Genomic DNA, 25,140 nt, shown 5'->3' with positions numbered 1-25,140 from the left:
GGCTACCGTCGGGTGGTATGGGCCCAGCAGCTGGACGCGACCGCGACGACTCGGGCCGGCCCCGCAGCACCCGCCCACGTGACGCACTCGGCCGGCCATTGCCGTACGGCAGTGAGGGCGTCGCACGGATCCCGGACGACCTGGAGCTCTCGCCGGCCGAAACTCTCGCCTACGCCCAGGATCTGCTCGATCGTGGCCAGGCCTTCAGCGCTCACGAAGTCCTCGAAGCGGCATGGAAGAACGGCCCGGAGCACGAACGTGCACTCTGGCAGGGATTGGCACAGCTGGCCGTCGGCATCACCCACGTGCAGCGGGGCAACCGAACCGGTGCCGCCACCCTGCTGCGACGCGCAGCGGCACGGCTCTCCGTCGTCGGCCGGCCCGCTCCCTATGACGTCGACGTGGCCCGCCTGGTCGAGATCGCCGCCACCCTGGCCGACGACATCGACGAGGGTGACGTCGAGGCCGAGCGACTACACATCCACCTGACGATGAGCACGATCCGGCAGACTGCGACGCGCGAGGTGTACCGGAACAACTGGTTGACGCTACGGGAGGACGAGATCGTCCGGCCCGACGGCAGCACCGGCGTCTACGCCGTGGTGGACAAGCCGACCTATGCCCTGGTGATCCCGTACGACCCGGATCAGGATCGGTTCCACCTCGTCGAACAGTTCCGCTACCCACTGGGGTTGCGGCGCTGGGAGTTTCCGCAGGGCACTGCACCCGAGCAGCAACATCTGGAGCCGACCGAGCTGGCGCACCGCGAGCTGCGGGAAGAGACCGGGCTGCGCGCCGAGCGCATGGAACGTCTGGGCCAACTCGACGTGGCGGCCGGGATGAGCAGCCAACGGGGCTGGGTATTCCTGGCGACCGGGCTGACCGAGGGCGAGCATGAACGCGAGCACGAGGAGCAGGACATGCACAGTGCGTGGTTCTCCCGTGCCGAGCTGGACCGCATGATCCGGGACGGTGAGATCACCGATGCCCAGAGCCTCGCAGCGTTGTCGTTTCTGCTGCTGTTGCGCGAGAGCGGAATTCAGCATTGACATCAACTTAGGTTGAGGTTCTAGCGTCGAGCGTGTGACCCAACCAGAGGTGATAGTCGACCAAGTCGTCCTGCGAGACGGCTTCGTCCCATTGATCGATATCAGCAGCGCCCGCAACGGGGACCAGCGTCAACGTCAGGCAGTGGCCGACGCCATCGGCCGGTGCTGCGAAACCAGCGGCTTCCTGTTGCTCGTCGGCCACGGGGTTCCCGGCGACGTGATCGAGGACGTCAACCGCGTACTGCGCGAATTCTTCTCGCTACCGCAGGCCGTGAAGGAACGAATCGGGGCGGATCCCACTGATCCGCTGGCCCGCGGATTCAGCAGCGCGGGCAACCTTGCGGCCACCAACGACGGAGCCGACCGAGCGGCCGAGCACGAATCACCGGACCGCGTCGAGAAATTCGTGCATTTCCCGCTGGGCAATCCGGAGGGATACGACGGTCCCGGATGGACCGACGAACGCGTGTACATCGCCGAACGGTGGCCGGAGGTGCCGGGATTCCGTACGGCCTACCAACGCTACTACGACGAGATGTCCTCCCTCGCCACTGAGTTGGCACGATTGTTCGCCTTGGCCCTGGGTCTGCGCGAAGACTGGTTCGACGCCCTGATCGATCGGCACAACTCGAACCTGATGGCCAACCACTACCCAGCCGACGATCAGCCGGCCGGGCATGTCCGGCTGAGCCGGCACAGCGACTGGGGCAACCTCACGATTCTGCTGCAGGACGAATCCCAGAGCGGGCTACAGGTTCTCGACGATCGTGGTGAGTGGCTTGACGTGCCGGTGGTTCCTGGCGCCTTCGTCATCAACATCGGCGACCTGCTGGCCCGATGGACCAACGACCGGTGGGTCAGCACGGTGCACCGGGTGGTGAGCACCGGCGCACCCACCGCCGAACGGTTCAGCTTGCCGTTCTTCCATCAGCCCAACTTCGACGCCGTGATCGAGTGCATTCCCACGTGCGCCACAGCGGACAATCCACCGCGGTATGAGCCGGTGGTATCGGGACCGTATCTGCTCAACAAGTTCAAGGTGGCCTATGACCTGAGTCCCGGCTGAGGCCGGAGTCAGTGACGCTCGGCCAGGGCCCGCAGGAAGAACATCAGGTTGGCCGGACGCTCGGCCAACCTGCGCACGAAGTAGCCGTACCACTCGTTGCCGAATGGGACGTACACCCGCACATGGTTGTCCGCATCGGCCAGTCGGCGTTGCTCGGCGTCGCGGATGTTGTAGAGCATCTGGTACTCGAAACCGTCGACACCACGGCCGAATTCGTCAGCCAGTGCCGGTACCGCGTCGATGATCACCGGGTCGTGTGAGGCCACCATCGGGTAGCCCGACCCGGCCATCAGAACTCGCAGACACCGCAGGTAGGAGTCGGTGACCTCGTCGGCGTCACGGTAGGCCACCGAGGCGGGTTCCTCGTAGGCGCCCTTGCACAATCTGATCCGGGCTCCCGATGCGGCGAACTCGCGGCAATCCGCCTCGGTGCGGTGCAGGTAGGCCTGTAGAACCGTTCCCAGCCAGGCGAATTCGGTGCGCAGGTCACGCACGATCGACAGGGTTGAGTCGGTGGTGGTGTGGTCCTCGGCGTCCACGGTCACCCAGGCGCCCACCTCCCGGGCCTTGGCGCAGATGGTGTGCGCGTTCTCGTAGGCGATCTTCTCGCCGTCGCGGGGCAGCGCCTGGCCCAACGCGGAGAGCTTGAGCGACACTTCCAGCGGTCGCACTGCCGCGTCTTCGTCGCCACGGCAGGCCAACCCGTCGAGCAGCGCCAGGTAGGCCCGCACGGTGCGTTCTGCGTCGTCGTTGCTCGTGGTGTCCTCGCCAAGGTAGTCGACGGAGACGAAGCGGCCCGAATCTCGCAGCACACCAACGGTGTCGAGGGCATCCGGTACGGTCTCCCCCGCGACGAAGCGGTCCACCACCTTGCGGGTGATCGGCAGCCGCTCGGCCGTGTGCCGTAGCCGCGGCGAGTGCGATGCGGCCAGGATGGCCGGGCGGGCAACCCGCTGAAACACGCCCATCTCAGGCCTCCATGTGCGGATAGGTGTGGTTGGTGGGCGGCACGAACGTCTCCTTGATGGAGCGGGCCGAGGTCCAGCGCAACAGGTTCTGCGCCGAGCCGGCCTTGTCGTTGGTCCCCGAGGCGCGGGATCCGCCGAACGGCTGCTGCCCTACGACCGCGCCGGTCGGCTTGTCGTTCACATAGAAGTTGCCTGCCGCGTTGCGCAGCCGGTCGGCGGCGGTGAGCACCGCCGCGCGATCGTCGGCGATCACCGCGCCGGTCAGGGCGTAGCGGGCCCCGGTGTCGACGACGTCGAGGATGCGCTCGTACTCCGCGTCCGGATACACGTGCACGGCCAGGATCGGGCCGAAGTACTCGGTGGAGAAAGCCTCGTCGGTCGGGTCGTCGGACAGCAGGACCGTGGGCCGGACGAAATAGCCCTCGCTGTCGTCATATTCGCCGCCGGCCGCGATGGTGACACCGGCGGCACCCTTGGCCCGCTCGATCGCCGCGACGTTCTTGGCGAAGGCCCGCTCGTCGATCACGGCTCCGCCGTAGTTGGTCAGGTCGGTGATGTCGCCGTACCTGAGGTCCGATGTGGCCGAGAGGAAGTCGTCGCCCATCTGGTGCCACACCGAACGCGGGATGAAGGCCCGCGAGGCCGCCGAGCATTTCTGCCCCTGGTAGTCGAAGGCGCCGCGGATCAGTGCGGTGCGCAGTACATCCGGGCGAGCCGAGGCGTGCGCGACGATGAAGTCCTTGCCGCCGGTCTCACCGACCAGGCGTGGATACGTGTGGTACCGCTCGATGTTCGCACCGACTTCACGCCAGAGGTGCTGGAAGGTGGCGGTGGACCCGGTGAAGTGGATACCCGCCAGTCGCGGATCAGCCAGTGCCACATCGGAAACGGCGATCCCGTCACCGGTCAGCAGGTTGATCACCCCTGGCGGCAACCCGGCAGCCTCCAGCAGCTGCATCGTCAGATAGGCCGCGAAGGTCTGGGTGGGCGAGGGTTTCCACACCACGGTGTTACCCATCAGGGCAGGCGCGGTGGGCAGGTTGCCTGCGATCGCGGTGAAGTTGAACGGCGTGATGGCGTAGACGAAGCCCTCGAGCGGCCGGTGGTCGGTGCGGTTCCACACACCGGGGCTGCTGATCGGCTGCTGGGCCAGGATCTGGCGGGCGAACTCGACGTTGAACCGCCAGAAGTCGATCAGCTCGCAGGGCGCGTCGATCTCGGCCTGGTAGGCGGTCTTGGACTGACCGAGCATGGTGGCCGCCGCGATCTTCTCTCGCCACGGCCCGGACAGCAGGTCGGCGGCGCGCAGGAACACCGCGGCGCGTTCGTCGAACGGCATCGCCGCCCACTCGTGCTTGGCGGCAAGCGCGGCGTCGATGGCCGCGCCGGCGTCGGCGTGTTCGGCGTTGGTCAATATGCCCAGCCGCGCGCTGTGGCAGTGCGGCTGCACCACGTCGATGCGTGCGCCGCTGCCCATCGAGTGCTTGCCGCCGATGACGTGCGGCAGGTCGATCGGGGCGCCGGCAAGTTCGCCGAGCGCGGTGGTGAGCCGGGCCCGTTCCGCTGAGCCCGGTGCGTAGTCATGGACCGGCTCGTTGGCCGGCGACGGCACGTCGGTGATGGCATCCATGAGTCAAGAATCCCCGACGTGACCCACGCAACACTTGTCCGATCCGACAAGCATTACGACCACTATCAGTAGAATCAGACAATATGCGGACAACCGGTGTCAGCCTCGGCCAACTCCTGTTGGCGCTAGATGCCACGCTGGTACGGCTCATCCAGGCACCACGCGGCCTGGACCTGCCCGTGGCCTCGGCCGCACTGATCGATTCCGATGATGTTCGCCTCGGTCTGGCGCCTTCGGCCGGGGCGGCAGACGTGTTCTTCCTGCTCGGAGTCTCCGAGACCGACGCCCTGCGCTGGGTCGAGCAACAGAGCGTGCGTCGCGCCCCGACCGCTATCTTCATCAAAGAACCATCGGACGCCGTCGTCGAACATGCGGTGGCAGCCGGCACGGCGGTGGTTGCGGTCGATCCGCGGGCTCGCTGGGAGCGGCTGTACCGATTGGTCAACCACGTCTTCGAGCACCACGGCGACGGCGCCCTGCACGATTCGGGCACCGACCTGTTCGGTCTGGCCCAGTCGGTGGCCGAGCGGACCCACGGCATGGTCAGCATCGAGGACGCCCAGTCCCATGTGCTGGCCTATTCGGCCTCCAGCGACGAGGCGGACGAGTTGCGGCGGTTGTCGATCCTCGGCCGGGCGGGCCCGCCCGAGCATCTGGCCTGGATCGCGCAATGGGGCATCTTCGACGCGTTGCGCTCCCACCCGGAGGCGGTACGGGTGGCCGAGCGCCCCGAACTGGGTTTGCGCCCCCGGTTGGCGATCGGCATCTTCGCGCCGGCGGTCGACGAGCGTCGGGCCCCGGCCTTCGTCGGCACCATCTGGGTGCAGCAGGGCAGCCGCCCGTTCGCCGATGATGCCGAGGACGTGCTGCGCGGTGCCGCAGTCCTCGCCGCGCGCATCATGGCCCGGCTGGCGTCCGCCCCATCCACCCATGCGGTGCGGGTGCAGGAACTCCTGGGGTTGGGAGAGGCCGATGCTCCGGTCGAAGTGGAGCTGATCGCCAGAGAGTTGGGGGTGGCCGTCGACGGCCGGGCCGCGGTGATCGGGTTCGACAGCGGCGCTGCGGGTACCCGGCTGGCCGACGTGCTGGCGTTGAGCGCCAGCGCTTTTCGTCACGACGCACAGATGGCGTCGGCCGGGCCCCGCGTCTATGTGTTGTTCCCCAGCACGGGCAAGGCGGTGACGTCGTGGGTGCGCGGCACGGTGGCGGCGCTACGCGCCGAGTTGGGACTGCAGCTGCACGCGGTGGTGGCTGGCCCGGTCGCCGGACTTGCCGGCGCGGCAGCGGCCCGCGCCGACGTGGACCGGGTGCTCGACACCGCCGAGCGCCATCCCGGAACCCTGGCCGCGGTCACCTCACTGGCCGAGGCGCGCACCACGGTGCTGCTCGACGAGATCGTCACCGCGATCGCCGCCGACGAGCGGCTGATCGATCCGCGGGTACGAGCTCTGCGGGCCGACGAACCGGTACTCGCCGAAACCTTGGGCGTGTATCTGGACTGCTTCGGTGACGTCGCCGCAGCCGCGCAGCACCTGCACGTGCACCCCAACACGGTGCGCTACCGGATTCGCCGGGTCGAGCAGCTGCTGTCGGCCTCGCTGAACGATGCCGACGTGCGACTGCTGCTCGCGTTGAGCCTGCGCGCGACCGTTTGAGGCCGGGCTGGTGTCCATCGTTCGGTTGACAGACGAATCAGCCGTGAAGTCGTCGCGCGCAAGCCTCGACAGGGGCACCGTGAGGGTATGACGACCGAAGCGGTTCAGCAGGAATCCGAGCATCCGTATCTCAGCGGGAACTTCGCACCGGTGCACGACGAGGTCACTGTCACCGACCTCAAGGTCACCGGGACCATTCCGGACTATCTCGACGGGCGCTACCTGCGCACCGGCCCCAACCCGTTGCGGGCGCCCGATCCACAGCACCACCACTGGTTCCTGGGTGACGGCATGGCGCACGGGATCCGGCTGCGCGACGGCGCCGCGACCTGGTACCGCAACCGCTGGGTCCGATCGGCCTCGGTTGCCCGGCAACTCGGCGAGAAGTGGGCCGGCGGCGCACACGCGGGCGGATTCGATTTCCCGGCCAACACCAACATCATCGGTCACGCCGGCAAGACGCTGGTGATCACCGAGGCCGGTGCGCGCCCCTATGAACTCACCGAGGAACTCGACACGGTGGGGCCGTCCGATTTCTGCGGCACCCTGTTCGGCGGCTTCACCGCCCACCCCAAGCACGACCCGAAGAGCGGTGAGCTGCATGCGGTCTCGTACAACCCGCTGCGTGGCAACCTGGTGACGTACAGCGTCACCGGTGTGGACGGCAAAGTCCGGCGCGCGGTCGACATCGCCTTGCCCGCGCACACGATGATGCACGATTTCACCTTGACCGAGAAGTACGTGGTGATCTATGACCTGCCGGTGCTGCTGGACCTGACGACCATGGTCAAGAGCGCTCCAGCACGAGCGGCGGCACGCCTGCTGACCGGCTTCGCGGCCCGGCACGCGGCCCCCGACTTCGTTCTGCGCGCGGCAATGCGCGGATCCGAACACGCCGCACTGCCGACGACGTCGATGCCCTACCGCTGGGCGCCGGAACACGGTGCCCGAATCGGGGTGATGCCCCGCGAGGGTTCGGCCTCCGACATCCGTTGGTTCGACGTATCGCCTTGCTACGTGTTCCACGCGCTCAACGGATACGACCAGACCGGGCCCGACGGTGAGCAGATCGTGCTCGACGTGGTCCGGCATCCGGCCGTGTTCACCACCGGGGATCAGCTGTTCACTGACTCGATCACGTTGGACCGCTGGACCATTGACCTTCGCACCGGCCGGGTGCGCGAGCAACGACTCGATGACTCGACCCAGGAGTTCCCGCGGGTCGACGATCGACTCACCGGACTACCACACCGGTACGGCTACACCGTCGGCCTCCCGTCGGACCCCGAGGCGGCACCGTCAGTGATCCTGCGCCACGATCTGCGTGATGCCGGAATCGAGCGGATCGAGTTCGGCCCCGGGCGCGAACCCGGTGAATTCGTGTTCGTCCCGTCCGGGCCTGACGCCGGCGAGAACGACGGCGTCGTGATGGGATTCGTCTACGACCGCGCCGAGAACCGCAGCGATCTGGTGCTCTTGGACGCCGAGACCCTGGCACCCGTTGCCACCGTGCATATTCCGGTCCGGGTTCCGCACGGCTTCCACGGCAACTGGGTGGCCGCAGACCGTTAACATCGGCAGATGACCGAAATCGGTCCACCCACCACATCGAGGCCGGCCGTAGACGAGCCGTCGGACTGGCATTGGATGTGGGAGACCTACGTCTGCGGACTGTGCATCGCGGCGATCGTCGCGGTCGTGCTGTTGCGGCACACTCTGGGTGGCAACGTACCGCTGGCCTGCGGCGCCCTCTCCGCGATGATCGTGGTCGTTCTGACATTCGGACGCAACGTGATTCACGAGGCGGATCCGATCGCCGGCCCGGTTCGGGCACGAACGGCGGCGTTCGTGGCGGTGATGATCGGCCTGTGGCTGATCGCGCTGCTGGCAGCAGCGCCGGCCGTCGCTGCGATTCCGGCGCTCTTCCCGCTGATCTTCGCCACGTTGCCGCTGGCGGCGGCATTGACGCTGACGTTCCTGGTCACCCTGGCGCCGTTGGGCCTTGCCGTGGCGATCCACGGACCGGGGTGGCCGAGCCTGCCCCCGGTGGCTGCGGTGACACTGGTGGGCGCGGTGGCCGCGCCGATCATCGGCACGACGATCATGACGACGCTGCGACAGCGGCAGCAGCTCGCCGAGACCGTCGCCGAACTGGCGGCCAGCCGGGCCCAGGCCGCGCAGCTCTCCCGCGAGGCCGGGGTGGCCGCGGAGCGGGAGCGGCTGGCCCGGGAAATCCACGACACCCTGGCGCAGGGATTCACCAGCATCGTGGCGCTGGCCCAGGCCGTGCAGGCCGAGAGCGACAGCGATCCGGCCGCCGCCGCCCGCCACGTCGAGCTGATCCGCACCACAGCGCGGGACAATCTGGCCGAGGCCCGCACGATGGTGACCCGACTGACCCCCGCCGCACTGGAGGAGGGAACCCTGTCGGCCGCCCTGCGCCGCCAGGCCGAGGGCTTGGCCGCCGAGACCGGCATCGCCGTCGACGTCCGTATCGACGACGACCTGCCGCAGCTGGGCATGGCCACCGACGTGGTGCTGCTGCGCAGCGCACAGGAGGCCATGGCGAACGTGCGCCGACATGCCCACGCCAGTGAGCTGCACGTCCGGTTGCAGCCGGACGCAAAAGGGGTACGACTTTCCCTGTCCGACAACGGCATCGGCCTACAGGCCGATCACGTCGACGGGTTCGGCCTGCGCGGTATGCGGGCCCGGCTCGACCAGGTCGGTGGCACCCTGACGCTGTCCACTCCCGAAGGCGGCGGCGTGCGGGTCGACGTTGCGGTTCCGGCATGACGACGGTGTTGCTGGTCGACGACCACCCGGTGGTGCGCGAGGGGCTGCGCGGCATGATCGACGCCGAGGACGACCTGACCGTGATCGGTGAGGCCGGCTCCGGGGCCGAGGCGATCGGGCTGGCCCGCTCGCTGCGACCCGACGTCATCCTGATGGATCTGCGAATGCCCGGGATCGACGGTGTCACCGCCACCGCACAGATCCTGGCCGACAATCCGTCGACCCACATCGTCGTCGTCACGACCTACGAAAGCGACACCGACATCCTCCGTGCCGTCGAGGCCGGGGCGACGGGCTATCTGCTCAAGGACGCGTCCCGGGCCGAGCTGGCCCGCGCCGTGCGCGACGCCGCGCGGGGCAAGACGGTGCTCGCCCCGGGCGTGGCCGACCGACTGGTGAACGCGGTCCGCGCGCCGTCGGTGACACTGTCGACGCGCGAAGCGGAGGTGCTGGCCCTGGTGGGCACGGGCGCCACCAACGCCGATATCGGGCGCGCCCTGCACATCAGCGAGGCCACGGTGAAAACGCATCTGCTGCGCGCGTTCCACAAGCTCGGCGTGTCGGACCGCACGGCAGCGGTCACCACCGCGATGTCGCTGGGATTACTGGGCTGACAAGCGCTGCACGGCAGTGGCGATGCGCTCGTCCGTCGCGGTCAGCGCGACCCGCACATACTGCGCCCCGGCCGGCCCGTAGAACTCGCCCGGGGCCACCAGAATCCCGCGCTCGGCCAGCCGCTTCACGGTGTCGCGACACGGCTCGCCGCGGGTGGCCCACAGATACAGGCCCGCCTCGGAATGCTCCACGGTGAAACCGGCCGCCTGCAGGGCGGGCAGCAGGATCGCACGGCGCTTCGCGTACCGCTCGCGCTGCACGGTTTCGTGCTCGTCGTCATCGAGCGCGGCCGTCATCGCGGCCTGCACCGGCGTCGGCACCATCATGCCCGCGTGCTTGCGCACCGCGAGCAGTTCGGCCACCACCGCGGGATCACCCGCGACGAACCCGGCCCGGTAGCCGGCCAGCGAGGAGGTCTTGGACAGGGAGTGCACGGCCAGCAGGCCCGTGTGGTCGCCGTCGCAGACCGACGGGTGCAGCACGCTGAACGGCTCGGCTTCCCAGCTCAGGCCCAGGTAGCACTCGTCGGACGCGATCAGCACGCCGCGGTCCCGGGCCCAGGACACGACCTTGCGCAGGTGGTCCACCCCGAGCACGCGGCCGGTGGGGTTGCTGGGCGAGTTCAGGTAGATCAGTGCGGGACGCTGCGGCCCCAGCTGGGTCAGCGAATCGGCGCGCAGCACCTGTGCCCCGGCGAGCAGGGCACCCACCTCGTAGGTGGGGTAGGCCAGTTCGGGGACGACGACGGTATCGCCGGGCCCGATCGCCAGCAGCGTCGGCAGCCAGGCGATCAGCTCCTTAGTGCCGATCACCGGGAGCACGGCGTCCGGCGCCAGCCCCGTGATGCCGTAGCGGCGTTGCAGTGCCGCCGCGGCAGCGGAGCGAAGGGCCTGGGTACCGGCAGTCGTCGGGTAGCCCGGAGCCGAGCTGGCCGCGGCCAGCGCATCCCGGATCACCGGCGCCACCGGGTCAACCGGAGTGCCTACCGAAAGGTCGACGATTCCCTCGGGGTGCGACCGGGCCAGAGCCGTGACGTCGGCCAGGGTGTCCCACGGGAACTCTGGCAGTGCCGCCGATCGACGCTGTCGCACCACGTCAGTCTCGAAGCCGGTGTCGACTGTGCTCAGTCCTCGGCCTTGGCCGGCAGATCCTTGATCACCTGCGGGTCGTTGTCGGTCTCGCCGACCTTGGAGGCACCGCCGGGTGAACCCAGCTCGGAGAAGAAGTCCGCGTTGGCCTGCGCGTAGCTGCTCCACTGGTCGGGCACATCATCTTCGTAGTAGATGGCCTCGACCGGGCAGACCGGTTCGCATGCGCCGCAGTCCACACACTCGTCGGGGTGGATGTACAACATGCGTGCACCCTCGTAGATGCAATCGACCGGGCATTCTTCGATACATGCCTTGTCTTTGACGTCGACGCAGGGTTCGGCAATGACGTACGTCACTGATGTCTCTCCTGTCCAGTGGGCTGCTGGGCTCGGTGGTCGGGACTCTGATGAGTTCGACGTCACAGTATGCGTTGCCCATACTTGGACGCTCGTCTCAGTGTGCCCTAACTTCACGCACCACCCATTTAAGGGTGGCGCGTAGTAACTGATACTAAACGTCGCAGATACACCTCGCCTAGTCGCCACGGCCTATTACTTGCCCTTTGGCAACGCCATACAACTAGTTGCATAGGACCGCCGGTCCCACCTACTCTGCCGACATGGGGTTGGCCTATCCGAACCTTTTGTCACCGTTGGACCTCGGGTTCACCACACTGCGCAACCGGGTGGTCATGGGCTCGATGCACACCGGCCTCGAAGACCGCGCCGGTGACACCGCGAAGCTGGCCGAGTACTTCGCCGAGCGGGCTCGCGGCGGTGTCGGGCTGATCATCACGGGCGGCTATGCGCCGAACAAGACCGGCTGGCTGCTGCCGTTCGCCTCACAACTCGTGTCCTCCTCGGAAGCGCGGCGCCATCGCCGGATCACCGGCGCCGTCCATGAGGCCGACGGCAAAATCCTGCTGCAGATCCTGCACGCCGGACGCTATGCCTACCACCCACTTTCGGTGAGCGCGTCCGCGATCAAGGCCCCCATCAACCCGTTCCGGCCGCGCGCTCTGCGCGATGTCGAGGGCACGATCGACGACTTCGTCCGCTGCGCCCTGCTCGCCCGCGAGGCCGGTTACGACGGCGTCGAGATCATGGGCAGCGAGGGTTATCTGCTCAACCAGTTCCTGGCGCCGCGCACCAACAAGCGCAAGGACGCCTGGGGCGGCACCCCGGAGAAGCGCCGCCGCTTCCCGGTCGAGATCGTGCGCCGGGTGCGTGAGGCGGTGGGCTCCGATTTCATCATCTGCTACCGGATGTCGATGGCCGATTACGTCGAAGACGGCCAGAGTTGGGACGAAATCGTCGCGCTGGCAACCGAAGTCGAGGCCGCCGGAGCGACGATCGTCAACTCGGGGTTCGGCTGGCACGAGGCACGCGTACCCACGATCGTCACGTCGGTACCCAACAGCGCGTTCGTCGACATCAGCAGCGCACTGGCCGAGCACATCTCCATCCCGGTGGTGGCCTCCAACCGGATCAACATGCCCCAGACCGCCGAACAGACCCTCGCCGACACGCACGTGCAGTTGATCTCGATGGCCCGACCCTTCCTCAGCGACCCAGACTGGGTACTCAAGGCCGCCGAGGAACGCGTCGACGAGATCAACACCTGCATCGCCTGCAATCAGGCCTGCCTCGACCACGCCTTCGTACACAAAAAGGTGTCGTGCCTGCTCAACCCGCGGGCCGGGCGGGAGACATCGCTGGTACTCAGCCCGACGCGCCGGGCTCGGTCGGTTGCCGTCGTCGGCGCCGGCCCGGCCGGCCTGTCCGCCGCGGTCAGCGCCGCCCAGCGCGGCCACCGGGTGACGCTGTTCGAGGCGGGTTCGGCAATCGGCGGCCAATTCGACTTGGCCAGAAGGATTCCCGGTAAGGAAGAGTTCAACCAGACCATCCGGTACTACTCCACGATGCTCGACAAGCTCGAGGTCGACGTGCGACTGGGGGTCCGGGCCGGGGTCGAGGAGCTGGCCGGTTTCGACGATGTGGTGCTGGCCAGCGGGGTCACGCCGCGGCTTCCCGCCATCCCCGGCATCGACCATCCGAAGGTCCTCACCTATGCGCAGGCCATCACCGGTGCGCCGGTGGGCAAGTCGGTGGCGGTGATCGGCGCGGGCGGAATCGGTTTCGACGTCAGCGAATTCCTCACCACCGACGAGTCGCCGACGCTCAACCTCAAGGAGTGGAAGGCCGAATGGGGTGCGGCCGATCCGCAGGAGTCCCGCGGAGCGCTCACCACTCCCCTGCCCGCCCCGGCCACCCGCGAGGTGTATCTGCTGCAGCGCACCAAGGGCGCACAGGGCCGCGGCCTCGGCAAGACCAGCGGCTGGGTGCATCGTGCTTCCCTGAAAGCCAAAGGGGTACATCAGCTTTCCGGGGTGAACTACGAACTCATCGACGACGAGGGACTGCACATCAGCTTCGGTTCCGAACACCGTGATCGACAGGTGCTCCCCGTCGACAACGTGGTGATCTGCGCCGGGCAGGAGTCGGTGCGCGATCTTGAGGACGCGCTGCGGGATGCCGGGATCGAGCCCCACATCATCGGAGGGGCTGCTCTGGCAGCCGAACTCGATGCGAAGCGCGCCATCAAGCAGGGCACGGAGTTGGCTGCCCGCCTGTAGCGCGAATCAGCCGCGAGTGTCGATGACCTGCTGGGCGATGTCGATGAGCTTGGTGTTGCTGTCCTGCGACAGCCGCCTGAGCATCTCGAAGGCCTGCACGTCGTCGACCTGGTAGCGCTCCATGATGATCCCCTTGGCCTGACCGATGCGGTCACGTGTCGTCAGCGCGGATGTCAACTGCTCGGCGCGCCTGCCCGCCATCAGGGCGGCCGCGGCATGCGCGGCCAGCACCGTTCCGATCGTCTCGGCTTCGGCGTCCCACGCCCTGGGCTGGAAACCGAACAGGTTCAGCGCGCCCGCCGTTCGGTCCGCGGTGTAGAGCTTGATGGACAAACCGCTCAGTACTCCGATATCGACGGCCACCTTGGAATAGCTGGGCCAACGGGTCTCCTCCCGGAAATCCTCGGTGCGTACTACGACATCCGCCAAGGCCGCCTGCATGCACGGTCCCTCCTGAAAGGTCACCTGCAGTTCGTCGAGTTGGTACGGAAGACTGCTGGTGCCGGCCAGCGATTCGAATTTTCCGCCTGTGCCGATGAGCAGTACCCCAGCGGTATCCACGCCGGGAATGAGTTCGATGGCCGCCGCGGTGACGTCGACGAGAATCTGATCGACGGAGCGCCGAGTGGCGACAGCCCGCGCGAGGTCCGCCATCCGGACTGCCAGATCGTGTCGCGATAGTTCCGCCATGACGGTCAGGGTTCCCGGACTCGCACGGTTGCACACCCGCGGCGTCGCGGCCAGACGTTTATTGCCGATACGGAGGGGCAACCTTGTGAGCTAGGCGAGCCTCATGGTCGACCAAAGGGCTCGCCCAGGTCTCGCCGGTTCTGACCGCGAGCCGACGGGACCGCCTTTCCCCGGCTCTAGTCACGCTGGAGTGGCACGGGAGGACGGGCGCCACTCCAGCGTGACAAAGCACGGGTCAGGCCTGCTTGAGGGCCTCGATCTCCAAAGTGATGGTGACCTTGTCGCCGACGACGGTGCCGCCGGTCTCCAGTGGCATGTCGATGTCGATGCCGAAGTCCTTGCGGTTCAACACGACCGAGGCCTCGAAACCGGCGACGGCGCCCTGTCCCATGCCCGGGTTGACGCCGTTGTACTCGAGCTTGAGCGCGACGGGCTTGGTCACCCCCTTGAGGGTGAAGTCGCCGTCGACGATGTAGTCGTCCCCGTCGGGACGCACGCTGGTGGAGACGAAGGTGGCGGTCGGGTAGTTCTCGGCGTCGAAGAAGTCTGCGGAGCGCACGTGCGCGTCGCGCTGCTCGTTGCGGGTGTTGATCGAGTTGACGTCGATGGTGGCGCTGACCGACGGAGTGCCGTCCTCGGCAACCGTGACGGCGCCGCTGAACGTCTCGAAGCTGCCACGGACCTTGCTCACCATCAGGTGGCGGACCGAAAAGTTGATCGACGAATGGACCGGGTCGATGGCCCAGGTGCCCGCGGTCAGGTCGGTGGCTACTGCGACGGTCATGGTGTCTCCTTGGTTCGAGAGCCGGTTGGTCCGGCACCTTCACTGGAGATAACCGGACCGTGGTCCGATTCAATTCCCTGATTCTTCAGATTTCTTCGCGATCTTGAAATCGGCAGTGCATCATGCGGAGGTCAGCAATTTTCGTAGCTGTCAATTTCAAGATCGGAATCACTGGTATGCGTCTACTCGCTCTCATCCTGTTGCCTGCTGCAGCAACAAGCTCACTACTCGTGGCGCCAAGCGCCAATGCGTACCCGAACTGCGCCGCAGCCCGCGCCGCCGGTGCCGCCCCGTTGTATGCAGGCCAACCCGGCTACAGCTCGAAACTAGACCGAGACGGCGACGGCGTCGCGTGCGAGACCGGTGGCGGATCAACATCGGGCGGCGGCGGACTCCCGCTCTACGGCGGGTATGGCGGCGCCCCGGTCGAAAGTGGGCCGGCCAGAACGCCTCCGGCAGTTCCCGCCACCACGGCCGGAGCCGGCTACACCACGGTCGTCACATGGGCGGGCGCGAATTGCATCGACATCACCGCCCCGTCCGGGTCGGCGGGAACCCTGCAAACCGGCTCGCACTGTGGTGGCCAGGCGACGTTGTTCAGTTCCGGTCTCGGCGACCAGATGATCGGCGCCGATCCGGTCATCGGCAACGCCGCGACCGTGTCGTGCGAGATCCTCGACGGTCGGTTGATGGACTCGGGCGTTGCCGGCGACGGGCACGACGTGAATTGCCTGACGCGCGCCAGCGCACTCTGATAGACCGCGAGCGTGCTCAAAACGCCGACGTTCAGCGGCGTGTCCACCGGCAGACACGCACGCTCGCGGTGCAAGGGTTACGCGGCGAGCGGCGAGTAATCCGTCGTGCGCTGACGCGCGGGGCGGCCGATGCCCTCGGCGATCGCGACGAGTTCGGCCACGGTCTTGGCCGAGCCGTTCTCCGAGCCGGCCATCCGGGAGATGGTCTCCTCCATCAACGTGCCGCCCAGATCGTTGGCGCCGCCGCGCAGCATCACCTGGGTGCGCTCGATGCCGAGCTTGACCCAGCTGGTCTGAATCGACGGGATCCTGCCGTGCAACATGATCCGGGCCAAGGCGTGCACGGCCCGGTTGTCGCGGTGCGTGGGGCCGGGGCGGGCACCGCCGGCCAGATACAGCGGTGATGACTGATGCACGAACGGCAGCGGAACGAATTCGGTGAATCCGCCGGTCTTGTCCTGGATCGAACGCAGCACGTTGAGGTGGCCCACCCAGTGCTTGGGGGTGTCCACGTGGCCGTACATCATCGTCGACGACGAACGGAGCCCGACCTCGTGCGCGGTCGTCACCACGTTGATCCACTCCGAGGCCGGCAGCTTGCCCTTGGTGAGCACCCAGCGCACCTCGTCGTCGAGGATCTCGGCGGCCGTGCCCGGGATCGTGTCGAGGCCGGCCTCACGCAGGCTGGTCAGCCACTCCCGGACCGACAGCCCGCTGCGGGTCACACCGTTCGCGATCTCCATGGGCGAGAAGGCGTGCACATGCATCGAGGGCACCCGCGCTTTGACGGCCCGCACCAGGTCGGCATAGCCGGTGACCGGAAGCTCGGGGTCGATGCCGCCCTGCATGCAGACCTCGGTGGCACCGGCGACATGGGCCTCCCAGGCCCGGTTGGCGACCTCGTCGGTGGACAGTGAGTACGCGTCCGCGTCGCCCTTGCGCTGGGCGAACGCGCAGAACCGGCAGCCGGTGTAGCAGATGTTGGTGAAGTTGATGTTGCGGTTGACGACGAACGTGACGTCATCCCCGACGACATCGCGGCGCAGCGAATCCGCCAGGGCGGTAACGGCTTCCAGCGCCGGACCGTCGGCAGTGGCCAGCGCCAGATACTCGTCGTCGCTGCAGCCGCCCGGATCACGTTCGGCGGAGCGCAAGGCGGCCAGCACATCGGTGTCGATGCGTTCGGGCGCGCGGGCGGCGAGTTCGTGCACCTTGGCGCGGATCGACTCCCAGTCGCCGAATGCACTGTCGAGGTCGCTGCGGGTCTCGGTGAGCCTGCCCTCGGAGTCGATCGCCGAGTGCAGATCGATGCGGCCCAATGACTCGGACGCCTCGTCGGGCTCCTGCCACGGCCGTCCGACCGGGTTGACGTCCAGCGCGAACCCGGTATCGGGATCGGCCAGCGCATCGACATGCCCGCGGACCCGCGGATCGATCCAGGCCGCACCGGCCTGGACGTACTGTGGTTGCGCGGTCAGCCGCTGGACCAGGTCGTAGCCGGCCTCGCCGGTCACGTCGGCCAGATCGTCCAGCGCAGGCCAGGGCCGTTCCGGGTTGACGTGGTCGGGGGTCAGCGGCGACACACCGCCCCAGTCGTCGACGCCCGCGCCGATCAGCGCCAGGCATTCGTCGCGCGACACCAGATTGGGCGGCGCCTGGATCCGCATCTTGGGGCCCAACACCAGACGCGTCACCGCGATCGTCGCGATGAAGTCGTCGATCCCGGCATCGGGCGTCGACGCCATGGCGGTGTGGTCCTTGGCCCGGAAGTTCTGCACGATCACTTCCTGAACGTGCCCGAACTCCTTGTGGGACTTGCGGATCGCATGCATGGTCTCGGCACGCTCGGTCAGCGTCTCCCCGATGCCGACCAGCAGGCCGGTGGTGAACGGGATCGACAACCGGCCGGCGTCGTCCAGCGTGCGCAGCCGCACCGCCGGATCCTTGTCCGGGCTGCCGTAGTGGGCTTCGCCCTTGTTCTCGAACAGGCGCCGGGACGTGGTCTCCAGCATCATGCCCATCGACGGCGCGACGGGCTTGAGCCGGGACAGCTCCGACCAGCTCATCACGCCCGGGTTCAGGTGCGGCAGCAGCCCGGTCTCCTCGAGCACCCGGATCGCCATGGCCCGCACGTAGTCCAGCGTGGAGTCGTAGCCGCGCTCGTCGAGCCACTGCCGGGCCTCGTCCCAGCGGTCCTCGGGGCGGTCACCGAGGGTGAACAACGCCTCCTTGCAACCCAGCTCGGCGCCCTGGCGAGCGACGTCGAGGATCTCGTCGGGCTCCATGTACATGCCCATGCCCTGCGCGCGCAGCTTGCCGGGCACGGTGACGAAGGTGCAGTAATGGCAGGTGTCGCGGCACAGGTGCGTCACCGGGATGAACACCTTGCGCGAGTAGCTGACCGGCAGCCGACCATTGGATCCACGCCGGCCGGCCGATTCCAGACCCGCGTCGCGTACGCGCGCAGCGCTGGCACACAGGTCGGCCAGATCCTCGCCGCGGGCCGTCATGGCGATGGCCGCCTCGTCGACGTTGAGGGTCACGCCGTCACGGGCCCGGCGCAACACGCGCCGTAGTGCTCCCGAATTGGGCGCTGCAGACTTCGGTGGGACGGCCGGGGTGGGCAGATCTGCGCCGTGCTGGGGGTTCAGAGCCACTCCCGTGTAACCCCGTCGTTGTGCACAATCATCCACGCGTCTCACATTCTGAAACCAATGCGCCCGACATACCGGCCACGATAGACCCAGCATGTCGGCGCAGTGCGCGGCCCTTAGTAGACACACAACTTAAAGGAGCGACGAACGGGTCACCGACCACGTAAGTTACTTCCGTCGGGAAGGGGATGCCGAAGGAGTCGTGATGCCCGCAAGTGTTCGTTCTTATCTGGTGGCCGGAGCTGCCGCAGCCACCGCCACAACCATCGCGCTCGTCCCCGTTCAGGCAGCTCCCGCCGACATCGCGGTCCCCGCCCACCCGACCTCCACCCAGCCGCAGCTGACGCAGGCCATGGTCGACCTGCTTGCCGCGGCCAGCCGGATGACTGCCGCTGTAGCGCCCAAGATTGCGGATCAGACCGGCGCAGCGCCGAGTTCGGGAGTCGCGCCGACCGCAGCCGTGGGCGGAGATGTCAGCGTTCAGAACGCCGCGGGCGACTTCCTGGAGTCCGCGTACCTGGGCATTCAGGGCTGGGTCGACTGGGCCGTCGATTACGGCACCGACCTGGCCTACTGGGTTGGCCAATGGGTTCCGTTCGTCAGCCCCATCACCACCCAGGTCGACATCTTCTACTGGACGTTGATCAAACCGATCGCGGATGCCATTGTGCTGACCTTCCTGGTCCCAGTGGTGAACGATCCGCTGAATCTCGGAGTCTGGATCAACTCGGGCGCTGCGGCGATCACCCAGTCGCTCCAGGCCGCGGTGAACTTCGGTGTAGCGGAGTTCAATGAGTTCTTCGGCTGGATCCTCCCGCCGCTGCCGCCACCATTCCCCACCGTCGCGTCCGTGACGACGGCCCAGACACTGGCCGGCCCTCTGGACGCATCGGCGTTGCGCGATGCGATCGCCAACGCCGTGCAGCAGCCGGCTGATTTCATCACCAAGCTCGCGAGCAATCTCGCGCCGCCGGCAGCCCTGACGGAAGGCACCCCCGAGAATCCGCTCGGTTCCGTCACCGAGGCACTCACCAAGGCCGGCGAGAACTTCGCGTCGGTGTTCAAGAAGCTCACCGACGGAACCGGCATCGAGACCCTCGCCGACCGGCTCAAGGTACAGGCCGATGAGGCCGCCGAGACCGGCACCGCACTCATCGACGACACCGTCAAGGATTCTGCTGCCGGCGTCGATCAGCAGGTCAAGCCGGTCACCGACGACATCAGCGTGATCCCGCGCTCGGTCCGTCAGTCGCTGCGCGACACAGTTGCCGGCACCGCGGTCAGCGACGCTCCGGACACAGCGGAAGCCGTCGAGTCCGAGACCGGCAAGACGGCCGCCAAGACGCCTGCGCGTTCGGTGCGGCAGGGTGTCCGCGAAGCCGTCGCCAAGGCCACGGCAGACACGAAGAAGGCCGGCGACGACGCCCGCGATGCGGTCAAGACCGCCGTCAAGAACGTGACGCCCAAGCCCAAGGCAAAGAAGGAAAAGACCGTGTCGGCCAAGGATTCCCAGCAGTCCAAGGATTCCGACGACAGCGGCAAGTCGGACAAGGGCAAGAAGTAGGTCAGCGGCGGTAACGCCGTCGAAGCATCGCCGCCGGTGGTAACGCACCGGCGGCGATGAATATCAGTGATCCGTAGGCCATCAGTCCGCGGCCGGCGAAGATGATGTCTCCGCCCGGGCCGCCGAAAGTCATTGCCACGATGGTGGCCAGCCAGGTCCACAACGGCAGCGCCGCCATCCGCAGGGAATCGGTCCAGTACATGGCCGCCCAGACGAGGGCCGTGTTGACTGCGCCGGCCATCAACGCGCTGACCGGAAACGGAATCGACCCGACATATGAGGGCAGGAGCAGTGCGCCTACGACGGCCGAGATGACGCCGTCAACCGCGAGCAGTGCCAGGACGACGCGACCCAGCACACGATCTGGGGGCGGGGTCAGGTCGGGATGCTGTCGAGCAGACCGACAAGCGAACCCACCACCCACTGGAAGTTGTCCGCACGGTCCTGCCAGTGCTGCAGGTTCGGATCCAGATCGGGGTCCATGAATGTCCCTTCGACGCCTCTGATTCACCGGAGCTTACCGCGTCCAGTTTTGGCTATTGCAGATTCAGTCCGTGCAGCAGGTCGGTTTCCCACCCACGCTCGTCTCGCTCCCCCGCGTTGCCCGACACGAGGACGTAGTGCTCCTCACCGACCAGCGGCAGCGCAAGGTTGTTGGACAGCGCGAATGCGCGTCCGTCGGGAGCGACGGTGACCTGGGTGGCGTGCGCACGCATCGCGGCAACCTTGGCGGGCAGTTGTGCGGTGGCGTCGACGACGGCATCGATCTGATCGTCGGTGTACCCGAACGGAACATCCCCGACGTCGATCCGGATCCAGTCCTCGGGCACGTCTTGCAGACCCTTGAAGCCCTCGCGCATGGCGGTGCTCGCCATGACCGTCCAATAGAACTTGGGGACTTCCCACGCGGCGGCCGCGACAGCCGCGGTGGTGACACGGTGCGCCTGCTTGTGATCGGGGTGCCCGTAGCCACCGTCGGGGTCGTAGGTGACGACGACGTGTGGTCGCAGGTTGTCGATGATCTGCACGAGTTCACCGACCGCCTCGTCGAAGTCAGCATCGATGAAGCGCGCTTGCTTGCGCGCCGGTGAACCTTCCATGCCCGAGTCGCGCCACCGGCCGGGACCGCCGAGGAACTGTGGTGCGCCGATACCGAGCGCGCTCAGCGCCTTGGTCAGCTCGCTGATCCGATATCCGCCGAGTTGATCGGCGTGGTCGGCGGCCAACTGCGCGTAGCTGTCGCCGATGACCTCCCCCTCCTCGCCGAGGGTGCAGGTGACCACATGCACGTCGGCACCGAGCGCGGCGTAATGCGCGATGGTCGCACCGGTGGTGAGGGTTTCGTCGTCCGGATGGGCGTGGACGAACAGCAGGCGGGGCGTTTCGCTGGGCATCGTGAGCGACGATAGCCGTGCATCGTCGGCCGCGCCGCAAGACCCGCTCCACCAGCGTTTCCACAACGCTGACGAATCCGCGCATCCCGCATACATTCACGGAGTGACCCGGCGCGAGCTTGAGTTCGGCTGCAGCATCATCGTCGTCGGGTTGCTGGCCGGCCTCGCGGGTATGGCGACGACGGTTCTCCTTCACTTCGTCGAACACCTCACCTATGCGTACTCGTTCGGCTCGTTGCTCGACGGTGTCACCGGGAGCAGCCCGGTGCGCCGGGCGGTCGGGCCGATGATCGGCGGAGCGCTGGCCGGGTTCGGCTGGTGGATCCTGCGTCGGCACTACGAGGTCCCCGGGCTGGCCTCGACCATCGCCGGACACCGGCCCATCCCCCGGGTTTCGCTGACGCTCGACGCCGCGCTACAGGTACTCGTGGTGGGCTCCGGCGCTTCCCTGGGCCGCGAGGGCGCACCGCGTCAGGTTGCCGCGGTACTCGGCGACGCCGGGACCTCACGATGGGCGCTGACAGCCCGGGACCGCGAGATCCTGCTCGCCTGCGCCGCGGGGGCCGGGCTCGGAGCGGTTTACAGCGTGCCGGTCGGCGGCGCCTTGTTCGCGATCCGGATCATGCTGCACACGTGGCATCCGCGGGCCGTCGGCGCCGCGTTGATCACCTCGGCACTCGCGGTGGCGGTCGCGTCACCGGTGACCCACGTTCGGGCTCCGCTCGAGTGGCCCGACCCGAGCCTGTCCTATTTCCTGACCGGTTTCGCGTTGGTCCTGGCACCACTGGCGTTGGCAGTCGGCATGGCGTTCAACCGGATCATGGCGCTTGCCCGGCCTGCGGTGACGCTCAAATCGTGGCTCATCATCCCTGGCATCGCTGCGGCGGGCCTGCTCGTCGGCCTCGGTTCGGTGTGGTGGCCGGAGCTCCCGGGCAATGGGAAGAGCATCCTGACGGTGAGTCTCGCCAGCGGGATGACGATCGGATCTGCCGCGGTGATCCTGCTCCTGAAGCCGGTCCTGACGGCGATCTTCCTGCGGGCCGGCGCGGTGGGCGGCATGCTCACCCCCGCGCTGGCGACCGGCGCGGCGCTCGGTTCGCTCATCGCCCTTTCGATCAACGCCCTGGATCTTCGCCCCGTCAGCGTCGCCGCCGTGTCACTGACGTGCGCGGCCGGAGTGCTTGCGGTGACGCAGCGGGCACCCATCTGGGCCGCACTCTTTGTCTGGGAGTTGGCCCGGCCGCCGCTGTGGGTGTTGCTGCCCTTCCTGGCCGCCGCGCTGGCCGCCTACGGCCTGCAAACGTTGGCCGAGCGGCGCGCCGCCGCGCCGGTCGACTGACCCGACAGCGGGCAAACCCCGCAACGAAATCCGTCGTTCTTGGAACTGACCGAGCCTGCCACTTCGTTGCCAACGCAAACAATGGGGCGAATACCGAGACCATCAGTCTCAGTAGTGTCCGGCGTCGCAACCAACTAGAGGCTGTTTTACAGATCACACCCTCGTGTCCAATGTGCGCGCGCTAACTCTCCTGCCCGCGCGCCGGCGACATTACCGCTGGGTAACCTAACCGGACTTATCCAACTAGCCTTCGCTGGCAACTTAGTGCCGTCGCCTGCCATATGTTTGCTGTTACAGCTCGTTGCTGCGGCTCATATCGCTACATACGGTATCGCAATGGAGTGGCGCGACCATGGGAAATGCCGACTACCAGCAATATTTCAGATACCCACGGTTCATTTGCGGGGCGACATAAGGGTTCCATCGGCCTGAAAATTGGTTAAGAAAATTTGCAGACAACCGAACTTACTTTGGGGTAACTTCTGCGCCGACCTTAGTTACGCTCCCGTAAGGAGATTCAATGCAACTCGCTGCTCGGTCGTACATGGCCGCGGGGGTGGCACTCGTCGGTGCCAGTGCCATCGCAGTCAGCCCCATGGCGCCGCCCCTCCCAGAAGCGCACATGCCCGTAGCCCTGACGGCAGCCATCGAGAATCCGCTGACCGTCTTCCAGCCGGTGGCCGATTCCACCCAGACGCTGATCAGCAACATCATCGAGCGGCAGACCACCAACCCGGTCCCGATCCTGCGCCAGCTCGCCGCCAATGCGGTCGCCGGCGCGCAGGTGGTCGCTTCCACCGATCCGGTGTGGGTCGTCGCCTATGCACTCGCGCAGGCAGTGGTCGCCGCCCAGGCGCTCGGTGTGTCAAGCCTGGAAGAGCTCGCCGACACCACGTCTGCGAACGGAGCCGTAATCAGCGACGCACTGAGCAGCCTGGGCGCCGGCCTGCCGGACGCCCTGCAGGCCGCCGGTGACCTGATCGCCGCGGGCAAGTACAACGAGGCGATCGACTCGTTCGTACTCGCCGGACAAATGCCGCTGATCAACATCTTGATTGCGGTGAGCTCGGAGATCAACGCCGTCGGCAAGGTGCTGAGCATTCCGCAACCGCTGACCGACGCCACGGGTAATGCGGTCCTCGGCGTCGTCCTCGGCATTGCCGCCTCGACGATCGGCATCGGCTACCACCTTCCGGGACCGCAGCCGTTGGTGCAGCAGTTCATCACCAGCGCTCAGACCGTGGCGGCAGGCGCGGCATCGGGTGATCCGGGCACCTTTATCAACGCCCTGCAGCACGGCATCGCCGATTTTGCCAAAGATGTGGTCGACCAGACGGACCTGAACATCACCATGGCCAATTCCATTGCGGACAGCTACGTCAACGCGCTCAAGCAGCTCACGCCCAAGCCGATCACCATCCCGGACCTCGACCCGTTCGCCGCCAAGGCGCTGGTCGCACCGGCCCCCGCCATCGCGGCCACCACCGCGGTCAGCGCAGCGCTCAAGCCGGCGACCGCCCCGGCAGAGGAATCCGCGGCCGCTCCGGCCACAAAGGCGGACACCGCTTCTGGCGCCGGGACAGCCACTTCGGCCGCACCCACGGCCGACACCACGGACGCCGACGCCAAGGCCGACACCGGTACTGCCGCGGCCGACAGCGACGACGCCACCAAGCCGGCCACCAAGGTGTCGACCAAGGAATCACCGAAGGCCGCCAAGGCATCGGACAAGGCCGGCTCCGCGAAGGCCGTTCGCAGCCAGGTCAAGTCGGCCGTCAAGAAGCTGACCGACGGCCTGAAGAAGGACAAGACCGCTCCCAAGAAGAGCGCCGAGAAGAAGGCCGAGTCGTCCAGCGACTCCGCCAAGAGCTCAGACAAGTAACCTCGCAGCACGACCGGCAGGCCCCCTCCGTCATCACGATGGAGGGGGCCTCCGGCTTCTATGGAAGTTCTCAGTCTCCGCTCAGCTCTCCGCTTCGAAGCCACGCGGGCCCCGCCATCTGACGCAACGTGGCAACCTCCGACATTTGATTGCCCCCACAACCAGGCAGCAACGTGCGCACAACTCCGTGTCGGCGCGTGCGGCCGAGTTTCTCCCGGACACCTCCATCGGTCCCGTCGGGCCCGCGCAGAGCTGCCCGGAGGTGGTGCTGACGCAAAATTCCCGGATCGTCACGCCACCCGGGCTGACCCATATTTCTGCCCGAAAGCGCACAACGAGCGAACAACTCTGCGCAGGGCCGACCCGTTACGATCGGCGGCTCGCGCACTCGGCATCGCGTTGCCGAGTGATCTTGGAGTACGCCTAATTACCCTGCTCGACCAGCTAGTTCACCTTGCTCATGACCTCGTTAGCCGATCGCCGGGTATTGAATGCAACTTTTCAAAAATGCAATTTTGTAAAGTTACCCTCAGGTAGCTTCAGCCTCGTCGGGGACCGGATTGATCCAGAGGA

The 25,140-nt window shown here is 67.1% G+C and carries 20 protein-coding genes and 1 pseudogene; 12 read left to right on the top strand and 9 right to left on the bottom strand.

Annotated features, from left to right (window positions below; all coding sequences use genetic code 11):
• Window positions 1-17: 17 nt before the first annotated feature.
• The 3 genes and pseudogenes from ACNQR1_RS11950 to ACNQR1_RS11940 form a co-directional block, all read left to right on the top strand.
• Window positions 18-491: pseudogene (locus ACNQR1_RS11950) on the top strand (DUF309 domain-containing protein); the annotation flags it as partial.
• Window positions 492-1,049, top strand: coding sequence for an NUDIX domain-containing protein (locus ACNQR1_RS11945; protein WP_418050343.1), 558 nt, complete (start codon window positions 492-494; stop codon window positions 1,047-1,049).
• Between the two features lie 34 nt (window positions 1,050-1,083).
• Window positions 1,084-2,115: an isopenicillin N synthase family dioxygenase gene (locus ACNQR1_RS11940; RefSeq protein WP_418046248.1), complete on the top strand. Its 1,032-nt coding sequence runs from the start codon at window positions 1,084-1,086 to the stop codon at window positions 2,113-2,115.
• Between the two features lie 8 nt (window positions 2,116-2,123).
• Here the strand turns inward: ACNQR1_RS11940 and ACNQR1_RS11935 are convergent, their stop codons facing one another.
• Both ACNQR1_RS11935 and pruA read right to left on the bottom strand, forming a co-directional pair.
• Complete coding sequence (locus ACNQR1_RS11935) at window positions 2,124-3,083, bottom strand: proline dehydrogenase family protein (RefSeq protein ID WP_418046247.1); 960 nt, start codon at window positions 3,081-3,083, stop codon at window positions 2,124-2,126.
• A gap of 1 nt (window position 3,084) precedes the next feature.
• A complete protein-coding gene (gene pruA, locus ACNQR1_RS11930; RefSeq protein ID WP_418046246.1) occupies window positions 3,085-4,713 on the bottom strand; it encodes an L-glutamate gamma-semialdehyde dehydrogenase in 1,629 nt (542 codons plus the stop codon).
• A gap of 83 nt (window positions 4,714-4,796) precedes the next feature.
• Between pruA and ACNQR1_RS11925 the strand changes: the two genes are divergently transcribed.
• From ACNQR1_RS11925 to ACNQR1_RS11910, 4 genes are all read left to right on the top strand, one after another.
• A complete protein-coding gene (locus ACNQR1_RS11925) occupies window positions 4,797-6,368 on the top strand; it encodes a PucR family transcriptional regulator (RefSeq protein ID WP_418046245.1) in 1,572 nt (523 codons plus the stop codon).
• Window positions 6,369-6,455: 87 nt separating this feature from the next.
• The gene (locus tag ACNQR1_RS11920) at window positions 6,456-7,940 is read left to right on the top strand and encodes a carotenoid oxygenase family protein (protein ID WP_418046244.1); all 1,485 of its coding nucleotides are present in this window, start codon (window positions 6,456-6,458) and stop codon (window positions 7,938-7,940) included.
• Between the two features lie 9 nt (window positions 7,941-7,949).
• The gene (locus tag ACNQR1_RS11915; protein ID WP_418046243.1) at window positions 7,950-9,164 is read left to right on the top strand and encodes a sensor histidine kinase; all 1,215 of its coding nucleotides are present in this window, start codon (window positions 7,950-7,952) and stop codon (window positions 9,162-9,164) included.
• Entirely contained in the window at window positions 9,161-9,778 is a 618-nt protein-coding gene (locus tag ACNQR1_RS11910) for a response regulator (protein ID WP_418046242.1), read from the top strand. The genes ACNQR1_RS11915 and ACNQR1_RS11910 overlap by 4 nt, the downstream gene beginning before the upstream one ends.
• Here ACNQR1_RS11910 and dapC read toward each other — a convergent pair.
• On the bottom strand, window positions 9,767-10,873 hold the full coding sequence (gene dapC / locus ACNQR1_RS11905; protein ID WP_418046241.1) for a succinyldiaminopimelate transaminase: 1,107 nt from the start codon (window positions 10,871-10,873) through the stop codon (window positions 9,767-9,769). The two genes, ACNQR1_RS11910 and dapC, sit on opposite strands and share 12 nt — an antisense overlap.
• A gap of 29 nt (window positions 10,874-10,902) precedes the next feature.
• On the bottom strand, window positions 10,903-11,226 hold the full coding sequence (gene fdxA / locus ACNQR1_RS11900) for a ferredoxin (protein ID WP_044519824.1): 324 nt from the start codon (window positions 11,224-11,226) through the stop codon (window positions 10,903-10,905).
• A 263-nt stretch (window positions 11,227-11,489) separates the two neighbouring features.
• On the opposite strand from fdxA, the gene ACNQR1_RS11895 reads away from it, so the two are divergent.
• Window positions 11,490-13,505, top strand: a complete 2,016-nt coding sequence (locus ACNQR1_RS11895) for an FAD-dependent oxidoreductase (protein WP_418046240.1) — start codon at window positions 11,490-11,492, stop codon at window positions 13,503-13,505.
• Between the two features lie 6 nt (window positions 13,506-13,511).
• Here the strand turns inward: ACNQR1_RS11895 and ACNQR1_RS11890 are convergent, their stop codons facing one another.
• Together ACNQR1_RS11890 and ACNQR1_RS11885 are read right to left on the bottom strand one after the other, a co-directional pair.
• Entirely contained in the window at window positions 13,512-14,195 is a 684-nt protein-coding gene (locus tag ACNQR1_RS11890; RefSeq protein WP_418046239.1) for a GAF and ANTAR domain-containing protein, read from the bottom strand.
• A gap of 235 nt (window positions 14,196-14,430) precedes the next feature.
• Window positions 14,431-14,979, bottom strand: a complete 549-nt coding sequence (locus ACNQR1_RS11885) for a YceI family protein (protein WP_418046238.1) — start codon at window positions 14,977-14,979, stop codon at window positions 14,431-14,433.
• Window positions 14,980-15,209: 230 nt separating this feature from the next.
• Between ACNQR1_RS11885 and ACNQR1_RS11880 the strand changes: the two genes are divergently transcribed.
• Complete coding sequence (locus ACNQR1_RS11880; RefSeq protein ID WP_418046237.1) at window positions 15,210-15,734, top strand: excalibur calcium-binding domain-containing protein; 525 nt, start codon at window positions 15,210-15,212, stop codon at window positions 15,732-15,734.
• 77 nt (window positions 15,735-15,811) lie between these two features.
• Here the strand turns inward: ACNQR1_RS11880 and ACNQR1_RS11875 are convergent, their stop codons facing one another.
• Complete coding sequence (locus ACNQR1_RS11875) at window positions 15,812-18,391, bottom strand: bifunctional FO biosynthesis protein CofGH (RefSeq protein WP_418046236.1); 2,580 nt, start codon at window positions 18,389-18,391, stop codon at window positions 15,812-15,814.
• 202 nt (window positions 18,392-18,593) lie between these two features.
• Here ACNQR1_RS11875 and ACNQR1_RS11870 point away from each other — a divergent pair, with 202 nt between their 5' ends.
• A complete protein-coding gene (locus ACNQR1_RS11870; RefSeq protein ID WP_418046235.1) occupies window positions 18,594-19,952 on the top strand; it encodes a hypothetical protein in 1,359 nt (452 codons plus the stop codon).
• Between the two features lies 1 nt (window position 19,953).
• On the opposite strand, the gene ACNQR1_RS11865 is transcribed toward ACNQR1_RS11870, so the two are convergent.
• Both ACNQR1_RS11865 and mshB read right to left on the bottom strand, forming a co-directional pair.
• A complete protein-coding gene (locus ACNQR1_RS11865; RefSeq protein WP_418046234.1) occupies window positions 19,954-20,376 on the bottom strand; it encodes a hypothetical protein in 423 nt (140 codons plus the stop codon).
• A 112-nt stretch (window positions 20,377-20,488) separates the two neighbouring features.
• Window positions 20,489-21,346: an N-acetyl-1-D-myo-inositol-2-amino-2-deoxy-alpha-D-glucopyranoside deacetylase gene (gene mshB, locus ACNQR1_RS11860; protein ID WP_418046233.1), complete on the bottom strand. Its 858-nt coding sequence runs from the start codon at window positions 21,344-21,346 to the stop codon at window positions 20,489-20,491.
• Between the two features lie 103 nt (window positions 21,347-21,449).
• Between mshB and ACNQR1_RS11855 the strand changes: the two genes are divergently transcribed.
• Both ACNQR1_RS11855 and ACNQR1_RS11850 read left to right on the top strand, forming a co-directional pair.
• On the top strand, window positions 21,450-22,685 hold the full coding sequence (locus ACNQR1_RS11855) for a chloride channel protein (RefSeq protein WP_418046232.1): 1,236 nt from the start codon (window positions 21,450-21,452) through the stop codon (window positions 22,683-22,685).
• Between the two features lie 520 nt (window positions 22,686-23,205).
• A complete protein-coding gene (locus tag ACNQR1_RS11850; RefSeq protein WP_418046231.1) occupies window positions 23,206-24,567 on the top strand; it encodes a hypothetical protein in 1,362 nt (453 codons plus the stop codon).
• Window positions 24,568-25,140 lie beyond the last annotated feature (573 nt).

The organism is Mycobacterium sp. 48b, from assembly GCF_048282725.1.
In the GTDB taxonomy this organism is placed as follows: domain Bacteria; phylum Actinomycetota; class Actinomycetes; order Mycobacteriales; family Mycobacteriaceae; genus Mycobacterium.
Note: the sequence above shows the minus strand (reverse complement) of the source record. Positions and strands in the feature narration are given on the sequence as shown.

Excerpts from the sequence above, each read along its gene's own strand:
- ACNQR1_RS11945 (WP_418050343.1), top strand. The coding sequence starts at position 492 with ATGAGCACGATCCGGCAGACTGCGACGCGCGAGGTGTACCGGAACAAC.
- ACNQR1_RS11935 (WP_418046247.1), bottom strand. The coding sequence starts at position 3,083 with ATGGGCGTGTTTCAGCGGGTTGCCCGCCCGGCCATCCTGGCCGCATCG.
- pruA (WP_418046246.1), bottom strand. The coding sequence starts at position 4,713 with ATGGATGCCATCACCGACGTGCCGTCGCCGGCCAACGAGCCGGTCCAT.
- ACNQR1_RS11925 (WP_418046245.1), top strand. The coding sequence starts at position 4,797 with ATGCGGACAACCGGTGTCAGCCTCGGCCAACTCCTGTTGGCGCTAGAT.
- ACNQR1_RS11920 (WP_418046244.1), top strand. The coding sequence starts at position 6,456 with ATGACGACCGAAGCGGTTCAGCAGGAATCCGAGCATCCGTATCTCAGC.
- ACNQR1_RS11915 (WP_418046243.1), top strand. The coding sequence starts at position 7,950 with ATGACCGAAATCGGTCCACCCACCACATCGAGGCCGGCCGTAGACGAG.
- ACNQR1_RS11910 (WP_418046242.1), top strand. The coding sequence starts at position 9,161 with ATGACGACGGTGTTGCTGGTCGACGACCACCCGGTGGTGCGCGAGGGG.
- ACNQR1_RS11895 (WP_418046240.1), top strand. The coding sequence starts at position 11,490 with ATGGGGTTGGCCTATCCGAACCTTTTGTCACCGTTGGACCTCGGGTTC.
- ACNQR1_RS11890 (WP_418046239.1), bottom strand. The coding sequence starts at position 14,195 with ATGGCGGAACTATCGCGACACGATCTGGCAGTCCGGATGGCGGACCTC.
- ACNQR1_RS11885 (WP_418046238.1), bottom strand. The coding sequence starts at position 14,979 with ATGACCGTCGCAGTAGCCACCGACCTGACCGCGGGCACCTGGGCCATC.
- ACNQR1_RS11870 (WP_418046235.1), top strand. The coding sequence starts at position 18,594 with ATGCCCGCAAGTGTTCGTTCTTATCTGGTGGCCGGAGCTGCCGCAGCC.
- mshB (WP_418046233.1), bottom strand. The coding sequence starts at position 21,346 with ATGCCCAGCGAAACGCCCCGCCTGCTGTTCGTCCACGCCCATCCGGAC.
- ACNQR1_RS11850 (WP_418046231.1), top strand. The coding sequence starts at position 23,206 with ATGCAACTCGCTGCTCGGTCGTACATGGCCGCGGGGGTGGCACTCGTC.